This is a genomic window from Hahella sp. HNIBRBA332, from assembly GCF_030719035.1.
Taxonomy (GTDB): domain Bacteria; phylum Pseudomonadota; class Gammaproteobacteria; order Pseudomonadales; family Oleiphilaceae; genus Hahella.
In genome coordinates this window covers 633879-659976 of sequence record NZ_CP132203.1, presented here as the reverse complement: position 1 = coordinate 659976, position 26098 = coordinate 633879, and the positions used below count along the sequence as shown (strand labels likewise).

At 54.6% G+C, this 26098-nt stretch carries 26 protein-coding genes; 9 read left to right on the top strand and 17 right to left on the bottom strand.

Annotated elements, in window-relative coordinates:
* Nucleotides 1-15: 15 nt before the first annotated feature.
* The 11 genes from tolB to O5O45_RS03125 all read right to left on the bottom strand — a co-directional run bounded on the left by tolB (nt 16) and on the right by O5O45_RS03125 (nt 9428).
* The gene (gene tolB, locus O5O45_RS03175; RefSeq protein WP_305903840.1) at nt 16-1308 is read right to left on the bottom strand and encodes a Tol-Pal system beta propeller repeat protein TolB; all 1293 of its coding nucleotides are present in this window, start codon (nt 1306-1308) and stop codon (nt 16-18) included.
* 28 nt (nt 1309-1336) lie between these two features.
* Nucleotides 1337-2332: a cell envelope integrity protein TolA gene (gene tolA / locus O5O45_RS03170; protein ID WP_305906184.1), complete on the bottom strand. Its 996-nt coding sequence runs from the start codon at nt 2330-2332 to the stop codon at nt 1337-1339.
* Between the two features lie 27 nt (nt 2333-2359).
* Nucleotides 2360-2782, bottom strand: coding sequence for a protein TolR (gene tolR, locus O5O45_RS03165; RefSeq protein WP_305903839.1), 423 nt, complete (start codon nt 2780-2782; stop codon nt 2360-2362).
* 15 nt (nt 2783-2797) lie between these two features.
* Entirely contained in the window at nt 2798-3481 is a 684-nt protein-coding gene (tolQ, locus tag O5O45_RS03160; protein ID WP_305903838.1) for a protein TolQ, read from the bottom strand.
* Nucleotides 3482-3548: 67 nt separating this feature from the next.
* Nucleotides 3549-3968, bottom strand: coding sequence for a tol-pal system-associated acyl-CoA thioesterase (gene ybgC / locus O5O45_RS03155; RefSeq protein ID WP_305903837.1), 420 nt, complete (start codon nt 3966-3968; stop codon nt 3549-3551).
* Nucleotides 3969-4009: 41 nt separating this feature from the next.
* Nucleotides 4010-5014 (bottom strand): Holliday junction branch migration DNA helicase RuvB, encoded by a 1005-nt coding sequence (gene ruvB, locus O5O45_RS03150; protein ID WP_305903836.1) that lies wholly within the window; start codon nt 5012-5014, stop codon nt 4010-4012.
* 54 nt (nt 5015-5068) lie between these two features.
* Nucleotides 5069-5683, bottom strand: a complete 615-nt coding sequence (gene ruvA / locus O5O45_RS03145) for a Holliday junction branch migration protein RuvA (protein ID WP_305903835.1) — start codon at nt 5681-5683, stop codon at nt 5069-5071.
* Nucleotides 5684-5796: 113 nt separating this feature from the next.
* On the bottom strand, nt 5797-6315 hold the full coding sequence (ruvC, locus tag O5O45_RS03140; RefSeq protein WP_305903834.1) for a crossover junction endodeoxyribonuclease RuvC: 519 nt from the start codon (nt 6313-6315) through the stop codon (nt 5797-5799).
* A 145-nt stretch (nt 6316-6460) separates the two neighbouring features.
* Entirely contained in the window at nt 6461-7207 is a 747-nt protein-coding gene (locus O5O45_RS03135) for a YebC/PmpR family DNA-binding transcriptional regulator (protein WP_305903833.1), read from the bottom strand.
* 84 nt (nt 7208-7291) lie between these two features.
* Complete coding sequence (aspS, locus tag O5O45_RS03130; protein WP_305903832.1) at nt 7292-9064, bottom strand: aspartate--tRNA ligase; 1773 nt, start codon at nt 9062-9064, stop codon at nt 7292-7294.
* A 97-nt stretch (nt 9065-9161) separates the two neighbouring features.
* Entirely contained in the window at nt 9162-9428 is a 267-nt protein-coding gene (locus O5O45_RS03125; RefSeq protein ID WP_305903831.1) for an FmdB family zinc ribbon protein, read from the bottom strand.
* Between the two features lie 266 nt (nt 9429-9694).
* Between O5O45_RS03125 and O5O45_RS03120 the strand changes: the two genes are divergently transcribed.
* The 8 genes from O5O45_RS03120 (at nt 9695) to fabR (ending at nt 17845) form a co-directional block, all read left to right on the top strand.
* Nucleotides 9695-11032 (top strand): sigma-54-dependent transcriptional regulator, encoded by a 1338-nt coding sequence (locus tag O5O45_RS03120; protein WP_305903830.1) that lies wholly within the window; start codon nt 9695-9697, stop codon nt 11030-11032.
* A 33-nt stretch (nt 11033-11065) separates the two neighbouring features.
* Nucleotides 11066-11287 carry a histidine kinase dimerization/phospho-acceptor domain-containing protein gene (locus O5O45_RS03115; RefSeq protein WP_305903829.1) on the top strand — a complete coding sequence of 74 codons (222 nt, stop codon included), beginning with the start codon at nt 11066-11068 and terminating at the stop codon, nt 11285-11287.
* On the top strand, nt 11280-12782 hold the full coding sequence (locus O5O45_RS03110; RefSeq protein WP_305903828.1) for a sensor histidine kinase: 1503 nt from the start codon (nt 11280-11282) through the stop codon (nt 12780-12782). Before O5O45_RS03115 ends, O5O45_RS03110 begins: the two co-directional genes overlap by 8 nt.
* Nucleotides 12775-13230, top strand: coding sequence for a response regulator (locus O5O45_RS03105; protein ID WP_305903827.1), 456 nt, complete (start codon nt 12775-12777; stop codon nt 13228-13230). The genes O5O45_RS03110 and O5O45_RS03105 overlap by 8 nt, the downstream gene beginning before the upstream one ends.
* An 18-nt stretch (nt 13231-13248) precedes the next feature.
* Entirely contained in the window at nt 13249-15207 is a 1959-nt protein-coding gene (locus O5O45_RS03100; RefSeq protein ID WP_305903826.1) for a response regulator, read from the top strand.
* 239 nt (nt 15208-15446) lie between these two features.
* A complete protein-coding gene (locus O5O45_RS03095) occupies nt 15447-15890 on the top strand; it encodes a ferritin-like domain-containing protein (RefSeq protein WP_305903825.1) in 444 nt (147 codons plus the stop codon).
* 123 nt (nt 15891-16013) lie between these two features.
* Entirely contained in the window at nt 16014-17132 is a 1119-nt protein-coding gene (locus O5O45_RS03090) for an HD-GYP domain-containing protein (RefSeq protein ID WP_305903824.1), read from the top strand.
* 68 nt (nt 17133-17200) lie between these two features.
* A complete protein-coding gene (gene fabR, locus O5O45_RS03085) occupies nt 17201-17845 on the top strand; it encodes an HTH-type transcriptional repressor FabR (protein ID WP_371747959.1) in 645 nt (214 codons plus the stop codon).
* 10 nt (nt 17846-17855) lie between these two features.
* On the opposite strand, the gene O5O45_RS03080 is transcribed toward fabR, so the two are convergent.
* The 6 genes from O5O45_RS03080 to guaB all read right to left on the bottom strand — a co-directional run bounded on the left by O5O45_RS03080 (nt 17856) and on the right by guaB (nt 24596).
* Nucleotides 17856-18281, bottom strand: coding sequence for an HIT domain-containing protein (locus O5O45_RS03080; protein ID WP_305903823.1), 426 nt, complete (start codon nt 18279-18281; stop codon nt 17856-17858).
* 22 nt (nt 18282-18303) lie between these two features.
* Nucleotides 18304-19653, bottom strand: coding sequence for a UDP-glucose dehydrogenase family protein (locus O5O45_RS03075; protein WP_305903822.1), 1350 nt, complete (start codon nt 19651-19653; stop codon nt 18304-18306).
* Between the two features lie 25 nt (nt 19654-19678).
* The gene (galE, locus tag O5O45_RS03070) at nt 19679-20668 is read right to left on the bottom strand and encodes a UDP-glucose 4-epimerase GalE (protein WP_305903821.1); all 990 of its coding nucleotides are present in this window, start codon (nt 20666-20668) and stop codon (nt 19679-19681) included.
* 43 nt (nt 20669-20711) lie between these two features.
* Nucleotides 20712-21236, bottom strand: a complete 525-nt coding sequence (gene tadA / locus O5O45_RS03065) for a tRNA adenosine(34) deaminase TadA (protein ID WP_305903820.1) — start codon at nt 21234-21236, stop codon at nt 20712-20714.
* Nucleotides 21237-21360: 124 nt separating this feature from the next.
* Nucleotides 21361-22941, bottom strand: coding sequence for a glutamine-hydrolyzing GMP synthase (gene guaA, locus O5O45_RS03060; protein WP_305903819.1), 1581 nt, complete (start codon nt 22939-22941; stop codon nt 21361-21363).
* 182 nt (nt 22942-23123) lie between these two features.
* Nucleotides 23124-24596 (bottom strand): IMP dehydrogenase, encoded by a 1473-nt coding sequence (guaB, locus tag O5O45_RS03055; protein ID WP_305903818.1) that lies wholly within the window; start codon nt 24594-24596, stop codon nt 23124-23126.
* A 167-nt stretch (nt 24597-24763) separates the two neighbouring features.
* On the opposite strand from guaB, the gene xseA reads away from it, so the two are divergent.
* A complete protein-coding gene (gene xseA, locus O5O45_RS03050; protein ID WP_305903817.1) occupies nt 24764-26098 on the top strand; it encodes an exodeoxyribonuclease VII large subunit in 1335 nt (444 codons plus the stop codon).

The window sequence follows — 26098 nt, the reverse complement described above, 5'->3', positions numbered from 1 at the left end:
CATACTTAGCTTGTTTTATCTTGAAATATACGGGGACCAGGCCGGTTCCCGCACGTCGCCAAACTGGGCCGGCAGGGTGTACTTCGATCCGGAATTCACTCCTACAACCGCCAATACGCCCTTACCGTTTTTCTGGGTTGCATAAATTATCATACTTCCATTGGGCGCGACACTTGGAGATTCATCCATTTCGGTTTGCGTCAAAATCTGATCCTGCCCTGACTCCAAATCCAGTGACGCCACATTGAATGAACCGTCACGTTGATGAACATAATAGACCTTCTTGCCGTCAACGCTAAAACGAGGACGAGAATTATAGCGCCCTTCGAAGGTCAACCTGCGGGGAGTGCCGCCAGAAGCATCCATCAAATAGATTTGTGGGCCGCCGCCGCGATCCGAAGTAAACGCAATGGTTCTGCCGTCTGGCGACCAGGAAGCCTCCGTGTCGATCGCCCAGTGATTGGTCAGTCGCTTCAGGGAGTTATTACGCAGGTCCAACACATAAAGTTCGGCGTTGCCATCTTTCGACAAAGTCACCGCCAATTTGGTTCCATCGGGAGACCACGTGGGCGCACTATTCAAACCTTTATAGGAGGTGACCTGCGTACGCGTACCGGTGGCGATATCCTGAACGTATATTGCTGGACGCTGGGACTCAAAAGAAACATATGCCAGCTTTTTCCCATCCGGGGACCAGGCTGGCGAAATAATGGGCATGGGCTTTTTAAGAATCTCCTGCGAACGCCGGCCATCCGCGTCCGACACTTCCAACTTATAAATATTCTTGGAACCGCTCTTCTCTAAAGTGACGTAAGCAATACGTGTGGAGAATACGCCGCGAATCCCAGTAACCGCCTCATACACAGCGTCAGCGACAGCGTGCCCTAAGTCTCTCAACTTCTCGCTTTTGCCACTGAGAATTTTGCCAATTACACGCTGTTGCGATTGAACGTTATAGAGTTCGTAACGAACTTTATAGACCTGCGACGGAGCATCGTATTGAACGCCGCCAACCAACAGGTAACGCTGTCCTTGGCGCGCCCAGTCGCTAAAATAAATTTCCTCGACTTTACTGGGAATGCTCAGCATCCGAGTGCGATCTAAAGGATTTATATCACCGGAGCGCTTTAAATCCTCAGTAACAATCTGCGCAATGTCTTCCGCCAAAGGCTGCCCCGATTCATTGGCGAATGGAACGACCGCTACCGGTATCGCTTCCCTGCTCCCTTTATCGATTTCAATGACCAGGTCGGCTCTCGCCAGCCCGCTTATTAATAAAACCAGTGTAAAAAAAATATGTTTTTTCATTGGGACACTTACAAATAGGCAGTGATTTTTATTTGGGGCTAAAAATAATAGTTACGTTTCTGAATTCCCGGTTAAATAGACTGGGATCAGAGGGTACAGAATATTTTCTTACCGCATTCGCGGCGCCAATCGCCGACTGATCAAAAGCGCTATTGCCGCTAGACTTAACAACCTTGACGGACAAAAGTTCTCCAGTTGGCAGCAACTGCAGCTGTAGCTCCGTCTTCAAGCCTTTGATCTCCCCCGGAGGCTGCAGCCAAACCTGAACCAAAGCGGAATAAATCAGCGCCTTGTACTTCTCAACTTCGGTTAGTTCGCGCTGCTGTCGCTGAGCCGTGCTCTCTGCTTCGAGCTGCTCTTGCAAGCGACGCTCATACTCCGCCGCTTCCTGAGCCATTTTCAGCTCTTCCGCCTTTTTCAGCTCTTCCTGGCGCTTCTTCTCACGCGCCTCTTTCATCTGACGCTCAAGCTCTTTTTGCTTTTGCTCGGCCAGGCGCTTCTCTTCCTCTTTTTTCTTGCGCTCTGCTTCTTTCTTTTTACGCTCTTCTTCCGCTTTGCGTTTCTCTTCAGCCTGTTTCTTTTCTTCGACTTTACGCTTTTCGTCTTCCTGGCGCTTTTCTTCCTCTTTCTTCTTGCGCTCTTCTTCCTGCTTTTTCTTCAGCGCAATGGCTTCTTGTTCACGTTTTTTTTCCGCCGCCGCCTTGCGTTCGGTTTCTTGCTTCGCCTGCTCTTGCCGTTTCAGCTCTTCCTGGCGCTGCTTTTCCTGCTCTTGCTGCTTCTTTTGCTGCTCATCTTCCCGCTTCGGCTCTTCTTTCTTGACTGCAGGCTTAGGCTCAGGCTTGGTCATTTGCTTCAACGCGTCGGCGTCAATCACCATCGCCCGCATATGTGGAATAACGGGAGTCGGCGGCGTATGCGCAGACCAGCCCAGAAAGGCCAGACCCGCAATACCCAGATGCAATATGACGGAAAACAGCGCCGGACCGATGTATCCGCTTTTTGGTTGATTACCGGGGCTATCCATCACAGCTTATCTTTCACCCATAACAGCTTAAGGCTTCTCTGTAATCAGCCCAACGTTCGCCACGCCGGCGTCCTTCAACGCCGCCATCAGCCCCACTATCGTTCCGTACGGAACGTTACGGTCGCCTCGCACCAGGACCATGACTGACTTATTGGTCTCCCGCACCAGGCTTACCCGTTTCACCACATCATCCAGCGGCATGGGCTTGGAACGATCGTCGCCGATTTCCACAAAATAAGCGCCAAACGCATCCACCGACACCACTAAAGGAGGCGTATCGGGAGAGACCTGTAACGCCTCTGACTCCGTTTGCGGCAAATCCACATTCACTCCCTGCATCAACATGGGCGCCGTAATCATAAAAATGACCAGCAACACCAACATGACGTCGATATAGGGAACGACGTTGATTTCCGCCATCTGCTTTTTCTTTACGCGAGTAAAATCCAAGGATTGGTTCTCCTTTTAAGAGGACTTTGCGTGAACTCTGCGATGCAGGATGCTGGAAAACTCTTCCGCAAAAGTCTGAAAGGAATTGGCGAGACTTTCGCTTCTGGCCGAATAACGGTTGTAAGCGATTACTGCTGGTATTGCAGCGAAAAGCCCCATGGCTGTCGCGATCAACGCCTCGGAAATACCCGGCGCCACTGTAGAGATCGTGGCTTGCTGAATTTGCGCAAGCCCTCGGAAAGAGTTCATGATCCCCCATACCGTGCCGAACAACCCGATATAAGGACTGGTGGAGCCGACTGTAGCAAGAAACGGCAAGTGAGCCTCCAATCGATCCATTTCTCTGGACAGGGCGACGCGCATTGAACGCTGCGTACCTTCCATCACCGCGTCAGGGTCAACGCCGGCTTGCTGACGCAAACGAGAGAACTCTTTGAAACCGGAACGGAAAATTTGCTCCATGCCGCTGTTAGGGTTCGGCGCAGCGCTGGATTCGCGGTAGAGCTGATTAAGGTCCATGCCCGACCAGAAACGCTCCTCAAATTTGGTGGTCGCCTTACGAGCCATACCGAAGATTCTGGCGCGCTGAAAGATAACCATCCAGGAGACAATCGAGGCGGCGAGCAGGATCAGCATGACAATCTGCACCAAAAAACTGGCGTTGCTAATCAGCGCCCAAATTGAAAGTTTATCCTCCACTTATAGGACTCCTATTGCTGTTTTTATCGTAGGCGGGCCGCCGCCTTTCATGGCGGAGCCGCAAAAACTAAACGTTTATACCTTTTTGCAGCGCCAAGGCCAAATCTCCTGGGATCGGCCTGGGCTTAAAGCTGACTTTGTCGATGCAGGCGACTTTGACTCTACCCGAGACCAGTAATTCCGCCTCATCGCCTCGAGTGATGTTCTGCTCAAATTCCATGTAGGTGCGACCCAGTTTGACAATATTGGCGCTTACCGCCACTTCGTCATCAAGTCGCGCCGGGCTGTGATATTGCAAGGCTAAACTATGCACGACGAACTGAGCGTCAAGATCCACCGTCTCCAGTCTGGGGAACCCAAGAGACCGGATGAACTCGGTGCGAGCTCTTTCCATAAAACGCAGATAATTGGCGTAAAAAACGATACCGCCAGCGTCAGTGTCTTCAATATATACTCGAACGGGCCACACAAACGAGCTGGAAGTCATTAAATTCCCTTAATAAAATTTGGCCAAAAGCCTTGTCATCTCTACTCCGGCATGGTCAATCCGAAGTGATTGTACGCCGCCTGCGTCGCCACTCTGCCGCGCGGCGTGCGCATTAGGAAACCCTGCTGAATCAGATACGGCTCGACCACATCCTCAATCGTGCCCTTTTCTTCACCGATGGCCGCAGCGAGGCTCTCCACCCCCACCGGGCCGCCATCAAATTTCTCCATGACGGCCAGCAACAGGCGGCGATCCATATGATCAAAGCCGTGCAAATCCACGTTCAGCATGTTGAGAGCCTTGTCCGCCACATCATTGGTAATAGCGCCGTCCGCTTTCACTTCCGCGTAATCACGCACTCGCCGCAGTAAGCGGTTGGCGATACGGGGCGTTCCTCTTGAGCGCCTGGCGATTTCATGCGCGCCGCCGTCATCAATAGAAACGCCAAGCAGGCTGGCCGAGCGCGCAACGATATGCCGCAAGTCCTCAACCGAGTAGAACTCCAAACGCTGAACGATTCCAAAGCGGTCCCGCAACGGCGACGTCAGCAGTCCCGCCCGGGTGGTGGCGCCCACCAGGGTAAACGGAGGCAGATCAAGCTTGATGGAGCGCGCCGCTGGCCCCTCCCCGATCATGATGTCCAACTGATAGTCTTCCATCGCCGGGTATAACACCTCTTCAACCGCCGCGCTGAGTCGATGGATTTCATCGATGAACAGCACGTCCTTTGGCTCCAGGTTCGTCAGCAGCGCAGCAAGATCGCCGGCTTTTTCCAGAACAGGACCAGAAGTGGTTTTGATGGAGACGTCCATCTCGTTGGCGATGATATTCGCTAATGTGGTTTTACCCAGTCCGGGGGGACCGAATATCAAGGTATGGTCTAATGCTTCCTGACGTCCACGCGCAGCATTGATGAAGATCTCCATTTGCTCACGCACCTGAGGCTGGCCGACATAGTCTTCCAACCTTTTAGGGCGTATGGCTCGATCTTGGGAATCTTCCTGCAGAGTGGCGTTTGGCGAGATTATGCGATCTGCTTCGATCATGAGGTATTTTTGAGGTCTTTATTGGCGTCAAACGTTGGGGGCATCATAGCTTGGCTACTTGGTTTTTACCATCCCCTTCAGGGCCAGACGGATCAGCTCATCCCGCCCCATGCCATCCTTATAGACCGCGTTAATCGCGCGACTGGCTTCCTGCGGTTTATACCCCAAAGCCAACAGAGCAGCCTCCGCTTCCTCCAGATGAGAAGGCCCGGCAACAGATTGACTCAGGAGCTCCGGCATCGCCGTTTCACGATCTCCCGCTCCCCAATCTTTGATCCTATCGCGCATTTCAATCAGCAGCCTTTCAGCGGTCTTTTTACCTACGCCAGGCATCTTGGTCAGGCGAGTCAGATTATCGCCGCGAACGCATTCGACAAACTCATTCGGAGACATGTGAGACAATATCGCCACAGCCATTTTTGGCCCCACGCCATTGACCTTCAGCAGCAAACGAAACAGTTCACGATCTTCGCGACGGATAAATCCGTATAACAGTTGCGCGTCTTCACGCACGACGAAATGCGTGAATAAAGAGCAGGATTCACCCAACTTAGGTAAATACCCCAACGCAGACAAAGGCACCTCCACCTCGTAACCTACGCCATTCACATCTAACAGCACGAAAGGCGGATGATTTTCCGCCAACTTACCGATCAGTCTTCCGATCAAGGGAAACCTCTTCTTTTATGTATCAACCAATAATTTCAGGAGCGCAGTGGCGCCATACTCCTAACATGCAAATATAAGCGGCCAACAATTAACCAACACACAGAGAAAGACGCCTACCGCATCCGACCGCGACGACTACTTGATACCGAACCAATACGCATCAAACTTTGCTGGGTATGCAGATGACAGACAGCGATCGCCAATGCGTCCGCCGCGTCCGCCTGCGGCTTGGCCTGCAAATCCAACATCGCCTGCATCATATGCTGCACCTGCCACTTTTCCGCATTCCCTTTGCCTACGACAGATTGCTTTACCTTTTTGGCGGAGTATTCCGCCACCTGCAGACCCTGCTCCGCCATGGCCAGAATCGCCACACCTCGCGCCTGCCCCAGCTTCAGAGCGGAATCCGCGTTACGAGCCATAAAAACCTGCTCAATCGCCGCCTCGTGAGGCGCATACATGCTGACGACCTGAGTTACTCCCAGATAAATACAACGCAGGCGCTCAGCCAATGTCTCCCCGGTGACGCGAATACAACCGCTGGCGACATAGCGAGGCTTGCCGCCTCCCCATTCCACCACACCGTAACCCGTGAATCGCGAGCCGGGATCTATACCTAACACTTTCAACATAAATTGGCCACTTAGCCCGTTAGAATCGTTTCATTTCTATATGAGCCACCCGGATGACGCAAGCTTACAATATCTGCGCCAGCGCCAACAAAAAAGGCGGCTAACGCCGCCTTTCAAGAGAAGCTCATGTAAAGCATGTTGCGAATTAACCGCCCATGCTCTCCAACACTTCATCAGGAATGTCCGCATTACTGTAGACATTCTGCACATCATCCAGATCTTCCAGCATTTCGATCAACTTCATGACCTTTTCGCCGTTTTCCACATCCAAAGGAGCCATAGTCGCCGGCACCATGGAGACGTCCGCCGACTCCGGCGTCAGACCCGCCGCCATCAGCGCGTCTTTTACCGCCATAAAATCTTCAGCGGCGGTTTGCACTTCCACAGAACCGTCATCGTTAGAGATGACATCCTGAGCGCCTGCTTCCAAGGCGGCTTCCATCACAGCATCTTCATCGACGTCCGGCGCAAATAAAATCACGCCCGTCTTGCTGAACAAATATGCAACGGAACCGTCAGTGCCCAGATTGCCGCCATGCTTGCTGAATGCATGACGCACTTCCGCCACGGTGCGATTACGGTTATCAGTCATGACCTCAACATACACAGCAACGCCGCCAGGGCCGTAGCCTTCGTAAGTCAGCTCGTCAAAGTTGGAGTCATCGCCGCCGCCGGCGCCACGCTGAATCGCTTTCTCAATGGTGTCCTTTTTCATATTCACGGTCAGGGCTTTATCAATGACCGCGCGCAACCTTGGGTTGTCTTCAGGCAATGCTCCATTTTTCGCCGCCACGGTAATTTCCCGGATCAGCTTGGTGAATATCTTTCCGCGCTTGGCGTCTTGGGACGCCTTACGGTGCTTGATATTGGCCCACTTACTGTGCCCCGCCATGTTACTCTCCGCTAAATACTTTTACTTTCAACAAATAGATTCGCCATGCCGACGCCAAAGACAGAGCTTTGGCGTCGCTCAAACTTATTCAGGCTGCTCGGTTTTACGCAGACGAATATTAAGTTCGCGCAGCTGTCTCGGATCCACTTTGCCCGGCGCCTGCGTCATCATACACATCGCGCTCTGGGTTTTCGGGAATGCTATCACTTCACGGATGGACTGAGCGCCGGTCATCAGCATGACCAGACGGTCCAGACCGAACGCAAGGCCGCCATGGGGAGGACAGCCGAACTTCAGCGCATCCAGCAGGAAGCCGAACTTCTCTTGCGCCTCATCCTGACCGATGCCCAGAATGCGCAGCACGGTCTCCTGCATTTCAGAATCGTGAATACGGACGGAACCGCCGCCCAATTCGGTGCCGTTCAACACCATATCATAAGCGCGGGACAAGGCGTTTTCAGGATCGGATTCCAGCATTTCCACCGCGCAGGAAGGCGCAGTGAATGGATGGTGAATAGCAGTCCAGCCGCCTTCGCCGTCTTCCTCAAACATGGGGAAGTCCACAACCCACAGCGGCGCCCATTGTTTCTCAAGCAGGTTAAGGTCGTGACCCAGCTTCACACGCAAAGCGCCCAGCGCTTCGTTGACGACGCGGACCTTATCAGTGCCGAAGAAGATAATGTCGCCATCTTCCGCGCCCACACGCTCCAACAGCTGATCGATAACGTCAGCGATGTGCTTAACGATCGGAGATTGTAAGCCGTCCAGACCTTTGGCTTTTTCGTTAACCTTAATATAAGGCAAGCCTTTGGCGCCGTAGATGCCAACAAACTTGGTATAGTCGTCGATCTGTTTACGGGACAGCAGTTCGCCGCCTTTCGGAAGACGCAGTGCCGCCACACGGCTCTTCGGATCATTAGCCGGACCGCTGAAGACATTGAAGCTCACGTTGGTCAGCAGGTCGCCAACATCCACCAACTCCAAAGGAATACGCAGGTCAGGTTTGTCGCTACCGTAACGGTTCATCGCCTCGGCGAACGGCATGCGCGGAAATTCCGGCAGTTCCACCTCAAGCAGGTCGCGGAACATATCCCGCACCAAACGCTCAGTGATGGACATAATGTCGTCTTCACTTAAGAAGGAAGTCTCGATATCCACCTGAGTGAATTCAGGCTGACGGTCTGCGCGCAAGTCTTCATCGCGGAAGCACTTGGCGATCTGATAGTAACGGTCTACGCCGGACATCATCAGCAATTGTTTGAACAACTGCGGCGACTGCGGCAGGGCGAAGAAGCTGCCTTCGTGCGTACGGCTGGGCACCAGATAGTCCCGTGCGCCTTCCGGGGTCGCCCGGGTCAGAATCGGCGTTTCCACATCCATGAAGCCATTGCTGTCAAGGAAGTTACGGATGTAGCTGGTGACCTTGGAGCGGAAGCGCAGCTTGTTGAGCATTTCCGGGCGACGCAAGTCCATGTAGCGATAACGCAGGCGCACGTCCTCGCCCACCTGAACGAATTCGTCCAACTGGAAGGGAGGCGTTTTCGCCGTACTCAGAATCTCCAGCTGTTTACCCAGCACTTCCACCATGCCGGTGGACATATCGGTGTTCGCTTTACCTTCCGGTCTCAAGCGCACGCGACCGGTGACTTTCACCACGAATTCATCGCGAATCTGCTCAGCCAGCTGGAAAACTTCATTTGTATCAGGGTCATACACCACTTGCGCGATACCATCCCGATCTCGCAGATCCAAAAAGATAACGCCCCCATGATCGCGACGGCGGTGAACCCAACCGCAAAGCGTTACTTCTTGATCTACAAGAGATTCGTTGACCTCACCGCAATAATGACTGCGCATAATCCTGATCCTGTCTTAAATTCTGATTACTGTCTGTTAATTTTCAGCCGGAGACCACGCTCCGGCTGCATGATACGCATAAAAAGGGCCGCGCCGATCAGTCCGCGGAACTGCTGCTTTTAGAGCTTGAACCCGCGCTAGAGGACGAAGAGCCGCTATCGCCCGCCAAGTTTTTCTTCTTGCCGGTTTTGAAATCTGTCTCATACCAGCCGCCGCCCTTCAGGCGAAAACCCGCCGCTGAAATCTTCTTCTTAAACTCGGGCTTCTCACAGCTTGGGCAGTCGGTTAACGGCGCTTCACTCAAGCTTTGTAGAACGTCTTTCTCATACCCGCAGGATTTACAAACGTATTCGTAAATCGGCATTTTTCTCTGACCTCTTTCCAGAAAAAACCAAAAATCATATTAAGTTAGAAGGCTTCTAGACGCCCTTGGAGTGGTCATTCCACAGCGGGAGCGACCGCAGACGGACAAAAAAAGCGCTGTATTATAAACATTATTTTTCGCAAAATCAGTCCTAACCTGTAAACCCTTGATACTAGCGACTTTAGCCCCAACTATCAGATAGCGCCCGATACGGCCGGTTGGTATATTAACCGGCGGGAACTCAAAATCACACGAGGGAACACACCTTGGCAAGTATATTGCTCGTGGACGACGATGACGGTTTCGTACAAGCCACGCAGACACTCCTTGAAATGCTGGGGCATGACGCCCGCTCCGCCGCCAGCGTTGCTGAAGCCAACGCCATTCTGCAGGCGAATCAATTCGATATCGTATTACTTGACCTGATGCTTCCTGATGGAAGCGGTCTGCACGTACTGGACGCCCTGAATGGCTCCCGCAAGCAACCCGGCCACATCGCCATCGTCACAGGCCACCCTACCGTAAAATCGCTGGTGAAAACGGTTTGCGGCCCCAACATTAGTTATCTGATCAAACCCATTGATATTGAGCAGATAAAAGCACTGATCGAAAAGACCAGCCCTGAGCTGTCGGAAGTTGCCGCGCCCCGCCACTTCAATAGCTTGATCGGCGAATCGCCGGCCATGCGCGAGCTTTACCAGATGATCGAGCGCGTCGCCCAAACCAGAGCCAACGTACTGCTGCAAGGTGAAAGCGGCGTCGGCAAAGAACTGGTCGCCCGCGCCATCCATGCCGCCGGAGGCGCCCAGGGGCCATTCGTAGCTGCTAACTGTGGCGCGCTTTCCCGCGAGTTAATCGGCAGCGAACTGTTCGGCCATGAAAAAGGCGCTTTTACTGGCGCAGTCAGCAGAAAACCAGGCTTATTCGAACAAGCCAAAGGCGGCGTGCTGTTTCTCGACGAAGTTACCGAGATGCCGATCGACATGCAGCCGACCCTGCTGAGAGTATTGGAAACCAACAAAGTCATCCGTGTGGGCGGCGCCGAGGAGATCCCGGTGGATTGCAGGGTGATTTCGGCCACCAACCGCACCCAACAACAGCTGGCGGAAGACGAGTGCCTGCGTGAAGACATCTACTTCCGTCTGGCTGTATTCCCCATCCAGATTCCGCCTTTGCGGCAGCGCCGGGAAGATATTCCGCTGTTGGCCAGACGCTTCCTGCAGGAGCTGAACGAAGAAAATGGCTGCGCTTTCGGGTTGGGGGAAAGCAACCTCAAAAGGCTGCAGGATTACGACTGGCCAGGCAACGTGCGCGAGCTGCGCCACGCCATTCACCGCGCTTTCATTATGACCGACCCGGCTAAATCCGAACTCGACCTGCCGGATAATCTGGCGTCGCCTTTCGCCCGCGAGCGGCAGGGATCTCCCGGGCTGCAGGTGGGCAAAACCATAGAGGAGATGGAGCGCGAGCTGATTACCCTCACCCTCGCCCAGCTGGAAGGCGACAAGCGCCGGGCCGCGGATATGCTCGGCATCAGTCTGAAAACACTCTATAACCGCCTGAACAGCTATGGAGAGAATGAAAGCACGGAAACGCCCGTATAAGACATTTCCAAAAAATAGAGACAGGATGCCCATATGACCCAGGAAGCCGATACCGCGAAACTGGCGCACGACCTCCGCAATCCATTGAATACCATTTCAGTCAATGCAGAGCTGGCCAAGCTCCAGCTTCAGACCAATCGCGATAAAGAAGAAATTCTGGTGTGCGTGGAGCGCATACTGGAAGAATGCAAGCGCTGCAGCGCGCGCATCAACGACTTTGTCAACGCCAGCGCCACGAAGGCGGACAATGCCTAACAGAGCGATGGATAAGAGCCCTCTACTGCTGAGTCGGCGCTGGCGTTTCGCCTTCGCCGCCGTGGCGTTGTTGCTGGTCATCAATGGATTCACGTCCTACCGCGCCATGCGCGAGTTGGTGCGGATCGAGAACAGCGTCTCCCATACCTTGCAGGTGATCGGCATTATCAAGAACACCTTCTCCGCAATACAAGGCGCCGAAACCGGCCAACGGGGCTACCTGATCACTGGTGACGAGACGTATCTGGAGCCTTTTCATGACGCCATGAATTCGCTGGAAATCTATCTTAACCAACTGCAGGCGACCAACTCGGAAATACCGGGACAGCAGGAGCGCTTCCTGCGTCTGCGTCAGGTCACCCAGAGCAAGATCAGCGAAATGCGCGAGGTCATCCAGTTACGCAAAAACAGCGATCTGGAGAGCGCCACGGAAATCGTGAACACAGACAAAGGCAAACACCTCATGGATACCATCAGCAAGCTGGTGGAGGAAATGGAGGCCGAAGAATATGCGCTGCTGGCGCAGCGACGCCATGAGTCCTATCTGAATCAGCGGGAAACTATTTTCACCCTGGTGGCGGCCACACTGACCAGCCTGGGACTGATCGGCTTCGTTTACTACCTTTTGCAAAGAAATCTTCGCCAGCACACACGCATCACCGAGATTCTGCAGACGGAGAATGACCGACTGGAGGAAAAAGTCTCCGAACGCACCGCCGTGCTGACCCACTTCTCCAAAGAGCTTGAACGCAGCAATCGGGAACTGCAGGATTTCGCCTTTGTCGCTTCCCATGACTTGCAGGAGCCGCTAAGGAAAATTCGCGCGTTTGGCGACCGCCTGCAACAAAAGTACGCCGACAAACTGGAAGACAGCGGCGCCGACTACATTCGGCGCATGCAATCCGCCGCAGAGCGCATGTCACGCCTGATTAACGACCTGCTCTCATTTTCCCGGGTTTCCACCAAGGCGCAGCCATTCACGCAAGTGGATTTGAATGAGATTCTCACCGAAGTGCTGGAGGACCTGGAGATTCCCATCAATGAAAGCGGCGCAGTCGTCAACGCTTCGCCGCTGCCGACGCTGGACGCGGACCCTACGCAAATGCGCCAGCTGATGCAAAATCTGATTGGCAACTCATTGAAGTTTATTCCTCCTGAACAGCAGCCGCTTATCACCATCAGCGTGAAGCGCTACCAACATTCACTATTGGAAGGAGGTGTGGAAACGGAGTGGTGCGAACTCCGTTTCAGCGACAACGGAATCGGCTTTGACGAAAAGTTCAAAGACCGGATTTTCACCCCTTTCCAGCGTCTGCACCAGCGCGGAGAATACGAAGGAACCGGCATAGGGCTAGCGGTATGCCGTCGCATTGTTGAACGCCATAGCGGCGGCATTAACGCCGAAAGTATCCCCGGACAAGGCGCCACATTCATTGTGAACCTGCCGCTGCAGCATACGCCAATTTCTGAAATGGAGCCTGAACAATATGCCTGACACCAAGAGACCGCTGGTCATTTTAATGGCGGATGATGACGAAGATGATCGCCAACTTGCACTGGAAGCCATGCGCGAAAGCCGCGTGTTGAATGAACTGCGATTTGTGAAAGATGGTTTTGAGTTGATGCAGTATCTGCGTCGGGAAGGCGAGTTCGAAGATCCCGCCAACTCGCCGACTCCCGGCATTATACTTCTGGACCTGAACATGCCTCGCAAAGACGGCCGCGAGGCTCTGGCGGAGATCAAGGCCGACCCCGCCCTGCGCCGCACGCCAGTCGTCATCCTCACCACATCAAAAGCAGAGCAGGATATGCTGCGCGGCTATGATCTGGGCGCCGCGTCTTACATCACCAAGCCGGTAACCTTTGAAGGGTTGGTTGATCTCATGCGCGCGCTGGGACATTACTGGGTCGAATTCGTGGAATTGCCCAATCACGGTCATTAATCATTACGAGGGGCGCTGATGACGGAGAACCAGACGAACTTCCCCACGCCAATCAAATTGTTGCTGGTGGAGGACGACGAAGACGACTATATCATCGCCAAAGATCTGCTGGAGCAGATAGCGCCCTCGCAATTCGAGCTGGATTGGGCCTGCAACGCGGAAATTGCCCGTTCCGCCCTGGCCAGGGATGAGCATCATGTCTGTCTCATGGACTATCGCTTAGGTCCGGATGACGGCCTGAAGCTGCTGCGTGAGGCCCCCAAACTGGGCTTTCACGGTCCGATAATCATGCTGACAGGTCAGGATGACAGCCGCCTCGACGCTGACGCGCTACGTGGAGGCGCTGTCGATTATCTGGTGAAGTCCGACCTCAATTCCGCCCATTTGGCGAGAGCCATCCGTTATGCGCTGGCGCGCCGGGAGATGGAAACAGAGAGGTTGGAAAGACTGAAGGCGGAAGCGGAAAACCGTTCCAAAAGTGAGTTTCTGGCGCATCTCAGTCATGAGTTACGTACGCCGCTGACCGCAATTTTGGGTTACACCGAGCTGCTTATCGCACAGGACAATGCTCCTGACAGTCTATCTTATCTGCAAATCGTCCAACGCAATGGGCAGCATCTGTTGAGCCTGCTCAACGACATTCTGGACATCTCCAAGATTGAGGCAGGCAAACTCGAAATGGAGTTTGTGCGCGTTAATCTACAGGCATTTCTGGCTGACCTCTACTCCCTCATGGCTGTGTCCGCACTAGATAAAAACCTGCAACTGAGCTTTATCGCCGACTCGCCACTGCCGGAAAATATTGAAACCGACCCCCTCCGCCTGCGGCAGATATTGTTAAACTTGATCGGCAACGCCATCAAATTCACCGAACAGGGAAAAGTAACGGTGCGAGTGCAGATGATCAAAGAAGAGGAACAGGAAAAAGTTCAGTTTAAAGTGCTGGACACGGGCCCCGGCATCAGTCTCGCCGACCAAAAGCGCCTCTTTCAGCCGTTCACCCAGGTTTACGCCAACAGCATGCGCCGCGGCGAAGGCGCGGGACTTGGACTGGCCATCAGCCGTCAATTGGCGCACCGGCTGGGCGGCGACATTCGCTTGAGCAGCAGCCCTGGAGAAGGCAGTGATTTCACCGCCATCGTCAAACCCGGTCCGCTGGAGGGCGTCAAACGCGTGCAGCCTGATCTGGAGGCCTGCGGCGCCGCGGAAGCCCATGCAACGCGAGCACATCGCGTAAAAGGCCATCTGCTGGTCGCCGATGACCTGCCGGATATCCGCCGGCTGATTGGCCATCTGGTGGAAAGCGCTGGCGCGCGCGTCAGTTACGCCGAGAATGGCGCGGAGGCGGTTCGCATCGTGACAGAGGCTGCGCAATCGAATGCGCCGATCGACTTGGTGATCATGGATATGCATATGCCAGTGCTGGACGGACACTCCGCCACCCGTGAACTGCGTCGCCGCGGCCACGAAACGCCAGTCCTGGCGCTGACCGCCGCCACTATGCGCGGTGAACGGGAGCGCTGCCTGGCCAGTGGCTGTACAGACCATTTGAGCAAGCCGGTCAACGTTAATCAGCTATTCACGTTGATTGAACGCCACTTACCGGAAACGCACGCCAGCAAACCGTCTTTATTACTGGTGGAGGATAACCCGGACGCCAGCGCAGCCACCGCCGCCCTGCTGGAGCACCTGGGCTGGCGCGTGCATTGCGCCGGAAACGGCGCCGAGGCGCTGGAACTGGCGGAACGGATCCAACCTGTGGTGATTGTGCTGGACCTGAACCTCCCCGATACCGACGGCTATAGCCTGGCTCGAAAGATACGCCAAAAAGGGCTGCCAGACGCCCGCCTTATCGCTCTGAGCGGATACGCCGAAGACAAGCAGCGGTCTTCAGAAGCGGGGTTTCAGCACCACTTGATGAAGCCCGTCTCATTGGGTGAATTGACAGCCGTGCTTCCCGCCAAAAACTCGCTGTGACGCCTAACGGCGCCCAACAGTTCCAGGCCGACTTGTAAAAGCCACAACAAAGCGGCCATTCTTTTTCTTATTTACACGATTTTCTTAGCATCTTTAACTTCCAATCTCCCCACCCCAAATAAAATCCAATTATTTCAGTATGTTAAATAGAAAAACACGGCTGGCACAGCTGTTGCTGCACTACTAACGAGATGCGGGCAACCCGCAAGAAGTAGTTTAAAGGAACACTAAGGAGATCAATGATGACTAAGTCAGAAACAAACAGCTTGAGAGATTTGGTGAAGGTGCTTAATGACGGCATTGACTTCTATACGGAAGCCAAAGACAAGGTGAACAGCAATGCGGTGCGTTTGGTATTCGAACGCATGTCAGCCATTCGCGAAGGCGCTGTCGGCCGTTTGCAGCCCTATATTGTCTTCGAGAAAGGTGAAAAAGAGACCGGGCATACCCTTGGCGGCGTGCTGCGTGAGCAATACGCCAAGATCCTGGCCGCGATCAAGGACAACTCAGAGCACGTGTATATCGAGCAACTGGAAGAGGTCGAGGATAAAACCCTGGAAAAAATCCGCGACGCCATCGAAGAAGTGAAGGCTCCTGGCGTTCAGGCTACTCTGCAGGATATCTATCCCACTTTGAAGCGCTGTCACGACGAGATGAGCCGTCTGCAGCGCGCTACTGCGTAAACACGCGCATTCCCTTCATAAACGCCGCCGGGAGGCTTGGAGCGCCCGTGCGGCGAAGTCGGGCAATAACTATTTTTGTGGCTATACTTCAAAGTATGACTATATCCATGCTGGTAATAAGATATGGCTCAACCATCCCCTCTCCCCTATCTCCATGCAACCACTCTCAGGCCAGACATATTGTCGGACTTGCGTGAAAGTTTCGAAAAAAATCTGGTAGAGCTGGAAGCCGCGCCCAACGACGCCACACTGATCGCCCGTCTCTGCGCCAACTATGAAGCCATCGCGCAGGAAATAAAGTTCGCGGAGATCGAACTGGGATCGTTGATGCAGGGCATTTACACCATCATGGCCGGCATTGCCGACAAGCAATTGAACTTCCGCCCGGAAATCAGCGATTTACTGTTGCTGGCCATGGAGCGCATTCAGGTTTGCGCTGTCGCCATCGACAGCGGCAGCTTCGAAAATATTCAAATGGTGGAGAACGCCAGAATCAGCGACCTGCTCTGCCAGCTTCCCAAGACAGTCGCGAACGGTCGCAACGAGGCCATGCAGGAGCTTCTGGCGCTACTCGCCCCGGAGGTCAGCGCGCAAACTGCAGGACGCAACGCAAATGACGTTTATTCTGAGCTGCTGGCGCTATGGCGCAAGTATGATGTCCACACCAACGCCGACCTGCTGTTTTTTCTCAGTCTCGCAACGCCAGCTGAAGCACGCTCACGTTTTTGGCTGGGTAAAAACAGACGTGTCCTGTTGCTTGCGCTGGCGATGAATCGACATGCCCGCGAACCAGTGGATCCAGCCCAGCTTAGCGCCGCCGCACTGGTGCATGATATCGGCATGTCCTTTCTTCCTCTTGATATCCTGCATAAAAGCAGTGGTCTCTCCGAGTCAGAAGACCACAGCATTCATAAGCACACCAGTGTAGGCAGCGCCTTGCTGATCAACATGCCGGAGTGGCAGGAGTCGCGCCGCATTATTGATCAACACCATGAGCATGTCAGCGGCAGGGGCTACCCTATTGGACTGCGTGACCGCGAGATTTGCGACGGAGCCAAGATCATCGCCATCGCGGACGCCTTCGAAGCGATTTCTCACCCGCGCATCTACTCCAGTCGCTATAAACGCCCCTTTATCAGGGCGGTGCTGGAAATCAACAGCCGCTCCGGCAGCCAGTTCTCGCAAAAATGGGTCGATGTGTTCAACGCCGTCATCAGACCGCTGAAATACGAGTTATACTAGCCCGCCTTGAGCAAGCCGCACTCGAATCGAGTGCGGCGCATGTCGATCGCCCAATCAGGATTCCTCTATTGACCACGAGAGCCCAACAGAAAGAGCGCACCCGTCTGGCGCTGATGGACGCCGCGCTACGCCAACTCGGTCCAGATCGTAACTTCGCCAGCCTCAGCCTGAGAGAAGTCGCCCGCGAAGCAGGCATCGCTCCCACCTCCTTTTATCGCCATTTCAATGACTTGGAGGAGCTTGGCCTCGCCCTGGTGGACGAAGCGGGCATCACCCTGCGCCGGTTAATGCGGCAAGCGCGTAAAAGAGTCGCCAAAAAAGGAGGACTGGTGGAAACGTCCATCGATACTTTCTTCGAGTATCTGAACTCCAACGCCAACCTGTTTCGCCTGCTGTTGCGGGAGAAAAACGGCGTATCCCTGCGCTTTCGCACAGCAATCAAAGCCGAGACCGATCATTTCATCACGGAACTGGCGGCGGATTTGAGCCGATTTGGAGAAAATGGCGGCGCGCCGTTACGGGACCCGAAAGCGGTCGCCGATGCGCTGGTGGTGCTGGTGTTTAACTGCGGTTCAGAAGGTTTGGACGCCGACGCGGCGGAAAGAAAGCGACTAAAGCTAAAACTGTCCACTCAGCTACGCATGGTGTTGAGAGGGGGACTTGTGCAGGAAAAGAAGCCTGGCGCCGCCAAAATAAGCGGCCCAGGCGGGTGATTTCGACAGCTCAACCGGTGATGGCGATCAGCGGACTGAGGGCCGCGTGAATCTTCTGTTTGAGCGCCTGCGCATCCTGCTCTGAATAAGGCTGCGTGGGGTTCACGCCCCAAACCGGCTTAGGCCAGGCCGCATCCGTAGGAAAGCGAACGATATGGTGAATATGCAGCTGCGGCACCATGTTACCCAGAGCCGCCACATTCAACTTGTGCCCCTCGAACAACGCCATTAGCGTCTTGCCGACTATCGCCGACTCGCGCGTCAACTGCTCTTGCGCCTGGTGGTCCAACTCATAAGCTTCGCGAACGCCTTCCGCCCTCGGAACCAGAATGCACCAGGGATACTGGGCGTCATTCATTAGCAACAGGCGGCATAAAGGCAAGTCGCCAACCACTATAGTGTCCTTCGCCAACTGCGCGTGCAGCTCAAAACTCACAGCGTTTCTCCTTTACCTGAACTCAGGCTTCCGCGCCCTTGCTGATACTTAGCCCACGGCCAATGCCATAATACTGTACGCCTTTACGCTGCACGCGTTCAGGGTCATACAGGTTACGGCCATCGAAAATCACCGGCTCTTTCAACGCGCTGACGATATAGCTGAAATCCGGGGAGCGAAACTCCTTCCACTCTGTACAGATAATCAAGGCGTCAGCGCCTTTAAGCGCCTGCTCTTTCGTGCCGCACAACATCAGTTCGTCCTTGTCGGCGTAAATGCGCTGGGTCTCTTCCATCGCTTTCGGGTCAAACGCCTGGACTTTGGCGCCAGCGGCCCACAACGACTCCATCAAAACACGGCTGGAGGCTTCCCGCATATCATCCGTGTTCGGCTTGAACGCCAGTCCCCACAGCGCGAAAGTGCGTCCCGCCAGCTTGCCATTGAAATGTTCACTGAGTTTACGGAACAGCACGTGCTTCTGGGAGTCATTCACCGATTCCACCGAAGACAGCAGCTTCGCATCGTAAGCCACATCTTTGGCGGTGCGTACGAGCGCCTTGACGTCTTTTGGGAAACAAGAGCCGCCATATCCACAACCGGGATAAATAAAGTGATATCCAATGCGTGGATCGGAGCCGATGCCTTTACGCACCTGCTCAATATCGGCGCCGAGCAGCTCCGCCAAGTTGGCGATTTCATTCATAAAGCTGATTTTGGTGGCCAGCATGGCGTTGGCTGCGTACTTGGTCAATTCCGCCGAACGTACGTCCATCACCACCATTCTGTCGTGATTACGGTTGAATGGCTCGTAGGCTTCCCGCATCATGCTGACGGCGCGCTCACTTTGCGCCCCCACCACAATGCGGTCCGGCTTCATAAAGTCGCCCACCGCATCGCCTTCCTTCAAAAACTCAGGGTTGGAGACGACGTCAAATTCCAGCGAAACGCCTCGTCTCGCCAACTCATCGCTGATAGCCGCGCCAACCTTGTCGCCCGTGCCAACCGGCACTGTCGATTTATCCACGACCACTTTATAGTCCTGCATGTGACGCCCAATAGTGCGCGCCACCGTCAAAACATATTGCAGATCCGCAGAACCATCTTCGTCCGGCGGCGTACCGACAGCGATAAACTGCAAGTCGCCAAACGCTACGGCCTCTTCTGCATCGGTAGTGAATGACAGGCGTCCCGCCTCTACATTCAGCTTCACGATGGGTTCAAGCCCTGGTTCATAAATTGGAATCAAACCATTTTTCAGGTTCTGGATCTTCTTTTCGTCCACGTCGACGCAGAGCACCTGATGCCCGACGTCCGCCAGACAGGCGCCCGTCACCAACCCTACGTATCCGGTGCCGAAGATGGCTATTTTCATGGATGCACGTTCCTATTGCTTAATCTCAGATCTCTTTCTGTTTGTTCTGCCAGACCGCTTCCCAGTTCAGCGCGGACTTAACGATGACATTCAGATCATCATGATCGGGCTTCCAGCCCAGGACAGATTTGATTTTATCGTTCATCGCCACTAACGCGTCAGGATCGCCTGCGCGACGGTCAACTTCTTCAACAGGGAAGTCTTTGCCGGACTCCGCTTTCACGACTTCAATCACTTCTTTCACCGTGAAGCCGCGCCCGTAGCCGCAATTGAAAATATTGGAGCCGCCGCCTGCTTTCATATGATCCAGCGCCATAACGTGGGCTTTGGCCAAGTCATCCACGTGAATGTAATCACGGATACAGGTGCCGTCGCGGGTATCGTAATCAGTGCCGAACACCTTCATACCTGCGCGCACGCCCTGCACACACTCGCAGGCCACCTTTATCAAGTGAGTCGCTTCCGGCGTCGCCTGGCCGATACGGCCTTCCAGGTCAGCGCCCGCCACATTGAAGTAACGCAGGATGGTGTAGTTGAGGTCAGTCGCGAACGCCAGATCCTGAATCATGCGCTCACTCATCATCTTGGATGCGCCATAAGGGTTGATCGGCATCAATGGCGTTTCCTCAGTAATCACCGTGTTCTCCGGCATGCCGTAGACCGCCGCCGTGGAAGAAAACACCATGTAAGGAACCTTGTGCTTCTGGATCGCGCCCAACAGGTTGAGCGTATTGCGGGTATTGTTGCTGTAGTATTTAAGCGGATTCTCTACCGACTCAGGCACCACAATGTTCGCGGCGAAGTGCAGCACCGCCTCAAACTGCCCCTTCTCAAATACCGCATCCAGCGCATCTGTATCCGCCAGGTCCGCCTGCACCAGTTCGCCGTAAGTGACCGCCCAGGGGTGACCGGTGGACAGGTTATCGTACACCACGATGTCATGCCCGGCTTCGCCCAATTGACGCACTACGTGACTGCCGATATAGCCGGCTCCGCCTGTAACTAATACTTTCATTAATCCGTATCCTTAAATATTTTCATTGAGGTTAGCTGAATTCTTAAGATGATGGCTGTTGCTTCCGTCGCTCGTCTTTGGCTTCGGAACGCCGACGCTGAAAAAAACCGCTGAGAAGTTGCGAACAGGGTTGTTCCAGCACGCCGCCGGTCCATTCCAGTTTCCAATTAAAGTTATGCTCATCCAGCAGGCGGCTGCTACTGCATACAGCGCCAGCTTTGGGTTCATAGGCGCCGAACACCAGTCTGGAAACGCGCGCATGCACCAACGCGCCGAGACACATGACGCAAGGCTCCAGCGTCACATACAACGTAGAGCCCGGCAAGCGGTAATTCCCCGCTACTGCGGAAGCTTTACGAATCGCGCTGATTTCCGCATGAGCGGTAGGGTCGTGACTGCGAATAGGCTGATTCCAGCCTTCCCCCAGCACCTGACCGTCCCGCACCAGAATAGCGCCCACCGGCACCTCGTCATACGCCAGCGCCTGCGCGGCCAAGCTAAGCGCCCGCCGCATCCAGTATTCGTCCTCATCCGGTTTCCCGGGAAGCGAATCAAAACCGTCCTGCATATTACTCTTTCAGCTTTACAAATTTCGCCAGGGACCGTCCGACAAAAAGGAGCCCTCAGGCTCCTTCGATTATGGGGACAAATCCCTCAAGGCAATTCCGATTAACAGATCACTATCAGTGAGGTTATTCCCACTCAATAGTAGCAGGCGGTTTGGACGAAACGTCATAAACCACCCGTGACACGCCGGAAATCTCATTAATAATACGATTGGAGATCTTTTCCAATAGTTCATAAGGCAGATGCGCCCAGCGAGCCGTCATAAAGTCGATGGTCTCCACCGCTCTCAGCGCGATGACATACTCATAACGACGGGCGTCGCCGACCACCCCTACCGACTTAACCGGCAGAAATACTGCAAACGCCTGCGACACCTTGTGATATAGCTCCGCACGGTGCAGCTCTTCGATGAAGATTGCGTCCGCCTCGCGCAGAATATCCGCATATTCTTTCTTCACTTCGCCCAGTATACGCACGCCCAGCCCCGGTCCCGGGAAGGGGTGACGGTATACCATATCGTACGGCAACCCAAGTTCCAGACCGATCTTACGGACTTCGTCCTTGAACAGCTCGCGCAGAGGTTCAACCAGTTGCATCTCCATGTCTTCCGGCAATCCGCCAACATTGTGATGGGATTTTATGACATGGGCTTTACCGGTTTTTGCTGCAGCGGACTCAATGACGTCAGGATAGATGGTACCCTGCGCCAACCACTTCACGTCTTTGATCTTGGCCGCTTCCGCATCAAACACTTCAATGAAGGTATGACCGATGATCTTGCGCTTGCGCTCAGGATCGTTTTCACCCGCCAACTTGTTGAGGAACTGATCCTGCGCATTGGCGCGCACGACTTTGATGCCCATGTTCTTGGCGAACATGTCCATGACCTGATCGCCTTCGTGTAAACGCAGCAGGCCGTTATCCACGAAGACACAAGTCAATTGATCGCCAATGGCGCGATGCAGCAGCGCCGCAACCACAGAAGAGTCCACACCGCCGGAGAGCCCCAACAGCACTTTGTCCTGCCCGACTTGATTACGAATCTGGGTGATGGCGTCTTCAATAATGCGTCCAGGCGTCCACAATTGCTTACATCCGCAGATATTCACCAGGAAGCGTTCCAGCATGCGACGTCCCTGCAAGGTGTGAGTCACTTCCGGATGGAATTGCACGCCGAACCAAGGCTTGCTTTCATGCTGCATGGCGGCGATCGGCGCGCTGGACGTGGAGGCGCTGAGTACAAAGCTTTCCGGCAAAGTCACAACTTTATCGCCATGACTCATCCAGACATCCAGCAAAGGCTTGCCGTCATCGGCCACATGATCTTTGATATTTTCAAATAAACCGTCTTCGGAGCGTTCGATCTTCACCTGCGCATAGCCGAACTCCCGTAGATTCGAGCCCGCGACCTTGCCCCCCATCTGCTCCGCCATGGTCTGCATGCCATAGCAAATACCCAACAGAGGCAGATCCATGCCAAACAGGCACTCAGGCGCACGCGGCGAGCCCATTTCGGTCACAGACTCGGGGCCGCCGGCCAGAATCACGCCTTTAGGATTGAACTCGCGAATATCCGCTTCGCTCATATCGAAGGGGTAAATTTCGCAGTAAACGCCGATTTCGCGAACCCGGCGTGCAATCAACTGCGTGTATTGAGAACCGAAATCCAGGATCAAAATACGATGGGAATGAATATTTTCGGACATTCGAAGCCTTCCTCAGACAGAAACAAGGGCGGGGCCTTTCAGCCCCGCCATAGTTTAAAAAACATCTTTTCGGCGCCGGCCACTATCGCCGCACGCCGCAGCGCCCAGTCTCGACACGCGACCCGGTGTACGAGCCGCGCCTGACGAGCATTGTATAAGCGCCATCTTCAACCCGAGCGTCCTTATCCGCCTGAACGGTAGTTAGGCGCTTCCTTGGTGATCGTCACGTCATGAACGTGGCTCTCATGGATGCCGGCATTGGTAATGCGGGTGAACTGGGGCTTGGTGCGCATTTCTTCTATGGTTGCGCAGCCGGTGTAGCCCATGGAGGAACGCAGGCCGCCCATCAACTGATGCACGACGTTAGTCAGCGGCCCCTTGCTGGCGACGCGACCTTCGATACCTTCCGGCACCAGTTTTTCAACGCCTGAGCTGGCGTCCTGGAAGTAACGGTCGCTGGAGCCCTGGCTTTGCGCCATGGCGCCCAGAGAGCCCATGCCGCGATACGCTTTATAGCTACGGCCTTGATACAGCTCCACTTCACCGGGAGATTCATCAGTACCCGCCAACAGACCGCCCACCATGACACTGGAGGCGCCGGCGGCGATCGCTTTGGCGATGTCGCCGGAGAAGCGGATGCCGCCGTCTGCAATCAGGGGGACGCCGCTGTCTTTCAGGGCCGCCGCCACATTCGCGATGGCCGACATTTGCGGTACGCCGATACCTGCGACGATACGGGTAGTACAGATGGAGCCGGGACCAATGCCCACTTTGACGCCGTCTGCGCCCGCTTCCACCAGCGCCAGCGCCGCTTCGCCCGTGGCGATGTTGCCGCCGATTACCTGTACTTCAGGGAAGTGCGTCTTCACCCAACGCACGCGATTCAGGACGCCGCGGGAGTGACCGTGCGCAGTATCAACCACGATGACGTCTACGCCGGCGGCGGCCAATGCAGCGATCCGCTCATCGGTGCCTTCGCCAGTGCCGACGGCGGCGCCGACACGCAGGCGCCCTTGCTCGTCCTTGGACGCGCGTGGGTAGTCCTGCGCCTTCTGAATATCTTTCAGCGTGATCAAGCCCTTCAGCTCAAACTCGTTGTTCACCACCAACACTTTTTCGATACGGTGACGGTGCAACAGGTTCTTCACCGTTTCCATGTCGTAACCTTCGGTGACGGTGACCAGCTTCTCTTTCGGCGTCATCAGTTCCTGAACTTTCTTGTTCAGGTTGTTTTCAAAACGGATGTCGCGACCGGTGATAATGCCCACCAGATCCTTACCGTCCACCACCGGCAGACCAGAGATATTATTGGCCATGGTGATAGCGCGAACTTCACTGACCGTGTTGTTCGGTGAAACAGTGATGGGGTCTTTCACCACACCACTTTCAAATTTCTTCACCGTACGCACTTCCGCCGCTTGCTGCTCGATCGTCATATTCTTATGAATAATGCCGATGCCGCCTTCCTGCGCCAGTGCGATAGCCAAACGGGCTTCCGTTACGGTATCCATGGCGGCGGAGACAAGGGGGAGGTTGATCGTGATGTCGCGGGTAAGTCGGGTGGTCAGGCTGACGTCTTTGGGCAGGACTTCAGAATAACCAGGGATGAGGAGAACGTCGTCGAAGGTTAGCGCTTCTTGAGCTATGCGCAGCATATGAATCGCCTTTTTGCTTGCAAATAAGTTAATCGGACTATTATAAATTTTAAGGCATAATCAGTAAACTTACGGACTTCCCTAATACCCGCTTTTCTCTAAGAAATTCCGTAATTCGCCTGCAAATGGGCAAAATAAGCCACAGAGTTGGATAAAAATACAGCATAATGAGCGAGCTCAGCCCCCATTCTCCCCTTTCCGTCAGTGAATTAAACCGTCAAGTGCGCCGACTTTTGGAAGTCAGCTTCATGCAGGTCTGGGTGACCGGTGAAATCTCCAACTTCAGTTGTCCCAGTTCTGGACACTGGTATTTCTCTCTTAAGGACGACAAGGCCCAGGTGCGTTGCGCCATGTTTCGCAACCGCAATATGTTTGTGAAACAGCGCCCCCGGGATGGAGAGGCGGTTACTTTGCGCGCCAAGGTCAGTCTTTATGAAGGACGCGGCGAGTTTCAGTTAATTGCGGAAGGTATGGAGCTGGCGGGAGAAGGCGAACTAAGGCGCGCCTTCGAGGAATTGAAGCTGAAGCTGTCTCGCGAGGGTCTGTTTGATGACGCCCGCAAACGCCCATTGCCCGCCATGCCCAAGCAGATCGGCGTGATCACCTCGCCGACCGGCGCTGCAGTGCGCGATATTCTCACCGTACTGAAAAGACGCTTCCCCGCCATTCCCGTTTTATTGTTTCCCGTCCCGGTTCAAGGCAAAGAAGCCGGACCGGCTATCGTCGCAGCGATAGCGAGCGCCAACCGACTTAACGCCTGCGATGTGCTGATTGTGGGCCGCGGCGGCGGCTCGCTGGAAGATCTGTGGGCCTTCAATGAAGAGCCCGTGGTCCGCGCCATTGCCGCGAGCGCCATCCCCATCGTCAGCGCTGTCGGACACGAAACCGACATCACCATCGCCGATCTGGTCGCCGACCTTCGCGCGCCCACGCCATCCGCCGCTGCGGAGAAAATCAGTCCGGACCAGGCTGAGTGGAAACATCGCTTTCTGATATACGAACAAAGGCTTGGCGCCGCTGCGCAGCGCCTGTTGCGACAGGAAGGCATGCGCCTCAACCAGCTTCGAGAACGCCTCAAGCATCCTGGCCGGCGTCTGCAGGAGTCCGCCCAGCGCCTGGATGATCTGGAAATGCGTCTGCATCGGCAAGCACAAAATCTGCTATCTGCTCGTCGCAATCAATTGACGCATCTGCATGACCGTCTGCTGGCGTCCAGCCCCCGGCAGTCTCTAAAAAACCGCTACGCCACCGTGGATGCCCTTGATCATCGTTTGCAAACCGCTGTCTTGTCTGTGTTAAGACACAAATCTCAGCACTTCGCCAAGCTGTGCGGTCACATGGAAGCGGTCAGCCCAATCGCTACCCTGGCGCGAGGATACGCCATCGTCTCTGACGAAAATGGCCAGATTATTCGCAGCGAGAAAGAAGTTCGGACAGGGCAAAAGGTCAAAGCCCGTCTCAGCGACGGTGAAATTCATTGTGAAGTGATCGCATCCGCCTGA

Excerpts from the sequence above, each read along its gene's own strand:
- tolB (WP_305903840.1), bottom strand. The coding sequence starts at position 1,308 with ATGAAAAAACATATTTTTTTTACACTGGTTTTATTAATAAGCGGGCTG.
- tolA (WP_305906184.1), bottom strand. The coding sequence starts at position 2,332 with ATGGATAGCCCCGGTAATCAACCAAAAAGCGGATACATCGGTCCGGCG.
- ybgC (WP_305903837.1), bottom strand. The coding sequence starts at position 3,968 with ATGACTTCCAGCTCGTTTGTGTGGCCCGTTCGAGTATATATTGAAGAC.
- ruvB (WP_305903836.1), bottom strand. The coding sequence starts at position 5,014 with ATGATCGAAGCAGATCGCATAATCTCGCCAAACGCCACTCTGCAGGAA.
- ruvC (WP_305903834.1), bottom strand. The coding sequence starts at position 6,315 with ATGTTGAAAGTGTTAGGTATAGATCCCGGCTCGCGATTCACGGGTTAC.
- O5O45_RS03135 (WP_305903833.1), bottom strand. The coding sequence starts at position 7,207 with ATGGCGGGGCACAGTAAGTGGGCCAATATCAAGCACCGTAAGGCGTCC.
- aspS (WP_305903832.1), bottom strand. The coding sequence starts at position 9,064 with ATGCGCAGTCATTATTGCGGTGAGGTCAACGAATCTCTTGTAGATCAA.
- O5O45_RS03125 (WP_305903831.1), bottom strand. The coding sequence starts at position 9,428 with ATGCCGATTTACGAATACGTTTGTAAATCCTGCGGGTATGAGAAAGAC.
- O5O45_RS03115 (WP_305903829.1), top strand. The coding sequence starts at position 11,066 with ATGACCCAGGAAGCCGATACCGCGAAACTGGCGCACGACCTCCGCAAT.
- O5O45_RS03110 (WP_305903828.1), top strand. The coding sequence starts at position 11,280 with ATGCCTAACAGAGCGATGGATAAGAGCCCTCTACTGCTGAGTCGGCGC.
- O5O45_RS03105 (WP_305903827.1), top strand. The coding sequence starts at position 12,775 with ATGCCTGACACCAAGAGACCGCTGGTCATTTTAATGGCGGATGATGAC.
- O5O45_RS03100 (WP_305903826.1), top strand. The coding sequence starts at position 13,249 with ATGACGGAGAACCAGACGAACTTCCCCACGCCAATCAAATTGTTGCTG.
- O5O45_RS03095 (WP_305903825.1), top strand. The coding sequence starts at position 15,447 with ATGATGACTAAGTCAGAAACAAACAGCTTGAGAGATTTGGTGAAGGTG.
- O5O45_RS03090 (WP_305903824.1), top strand. The coding sequence starts at position 16,014 with ATGGCTCAACCATCCCCTCTCCCCTATCTCCATGCAACCACTCTCAGG.
- O5O45_RS03075 (WP_305903822.1), bottom strand. The coding sequence starts at position 19,653 with ATGAAAATAGCCATCTTCGGCACCGGATACGTAGGGTTGGTGACGGGC.
- galE (WP_305903821.1), bottom strand. The coding sequence starts at position 20,668 with ATGAAAGTATTAGTTACAGGCGGAGCCGGCTATATCGGCAGTCACGTA.
- tadA (WP_305903820.1), bottom strand. The coding sequence starts at position 21,236 with ATGCAGGACGGTTTTGATTCGCTTCCCGGGAAACCGGATGAGGACGAA.
- guaA (WP_305903819.1), bottom strand. The coding sequence starts at position 22,941 with ATGTCCGAAAATATTCATTCCCATCGTATTTTGATCCTGGATTTCGGT.
- guaB (WP_305903818.1), bottom strand. The coding sequence starts at position 24,596 with ATGCTGCGCATAGCTCAAGAAGCGCTAACCTTCGACGACGTTCTCCTC.
- xseA (WP_305903817.1), top strand. The coding sequence starts at position 24,764 with ATGAGCGAGCTCAGCCCCCATTCTCCCCTTTCCGTCAGTGAATTAAAC.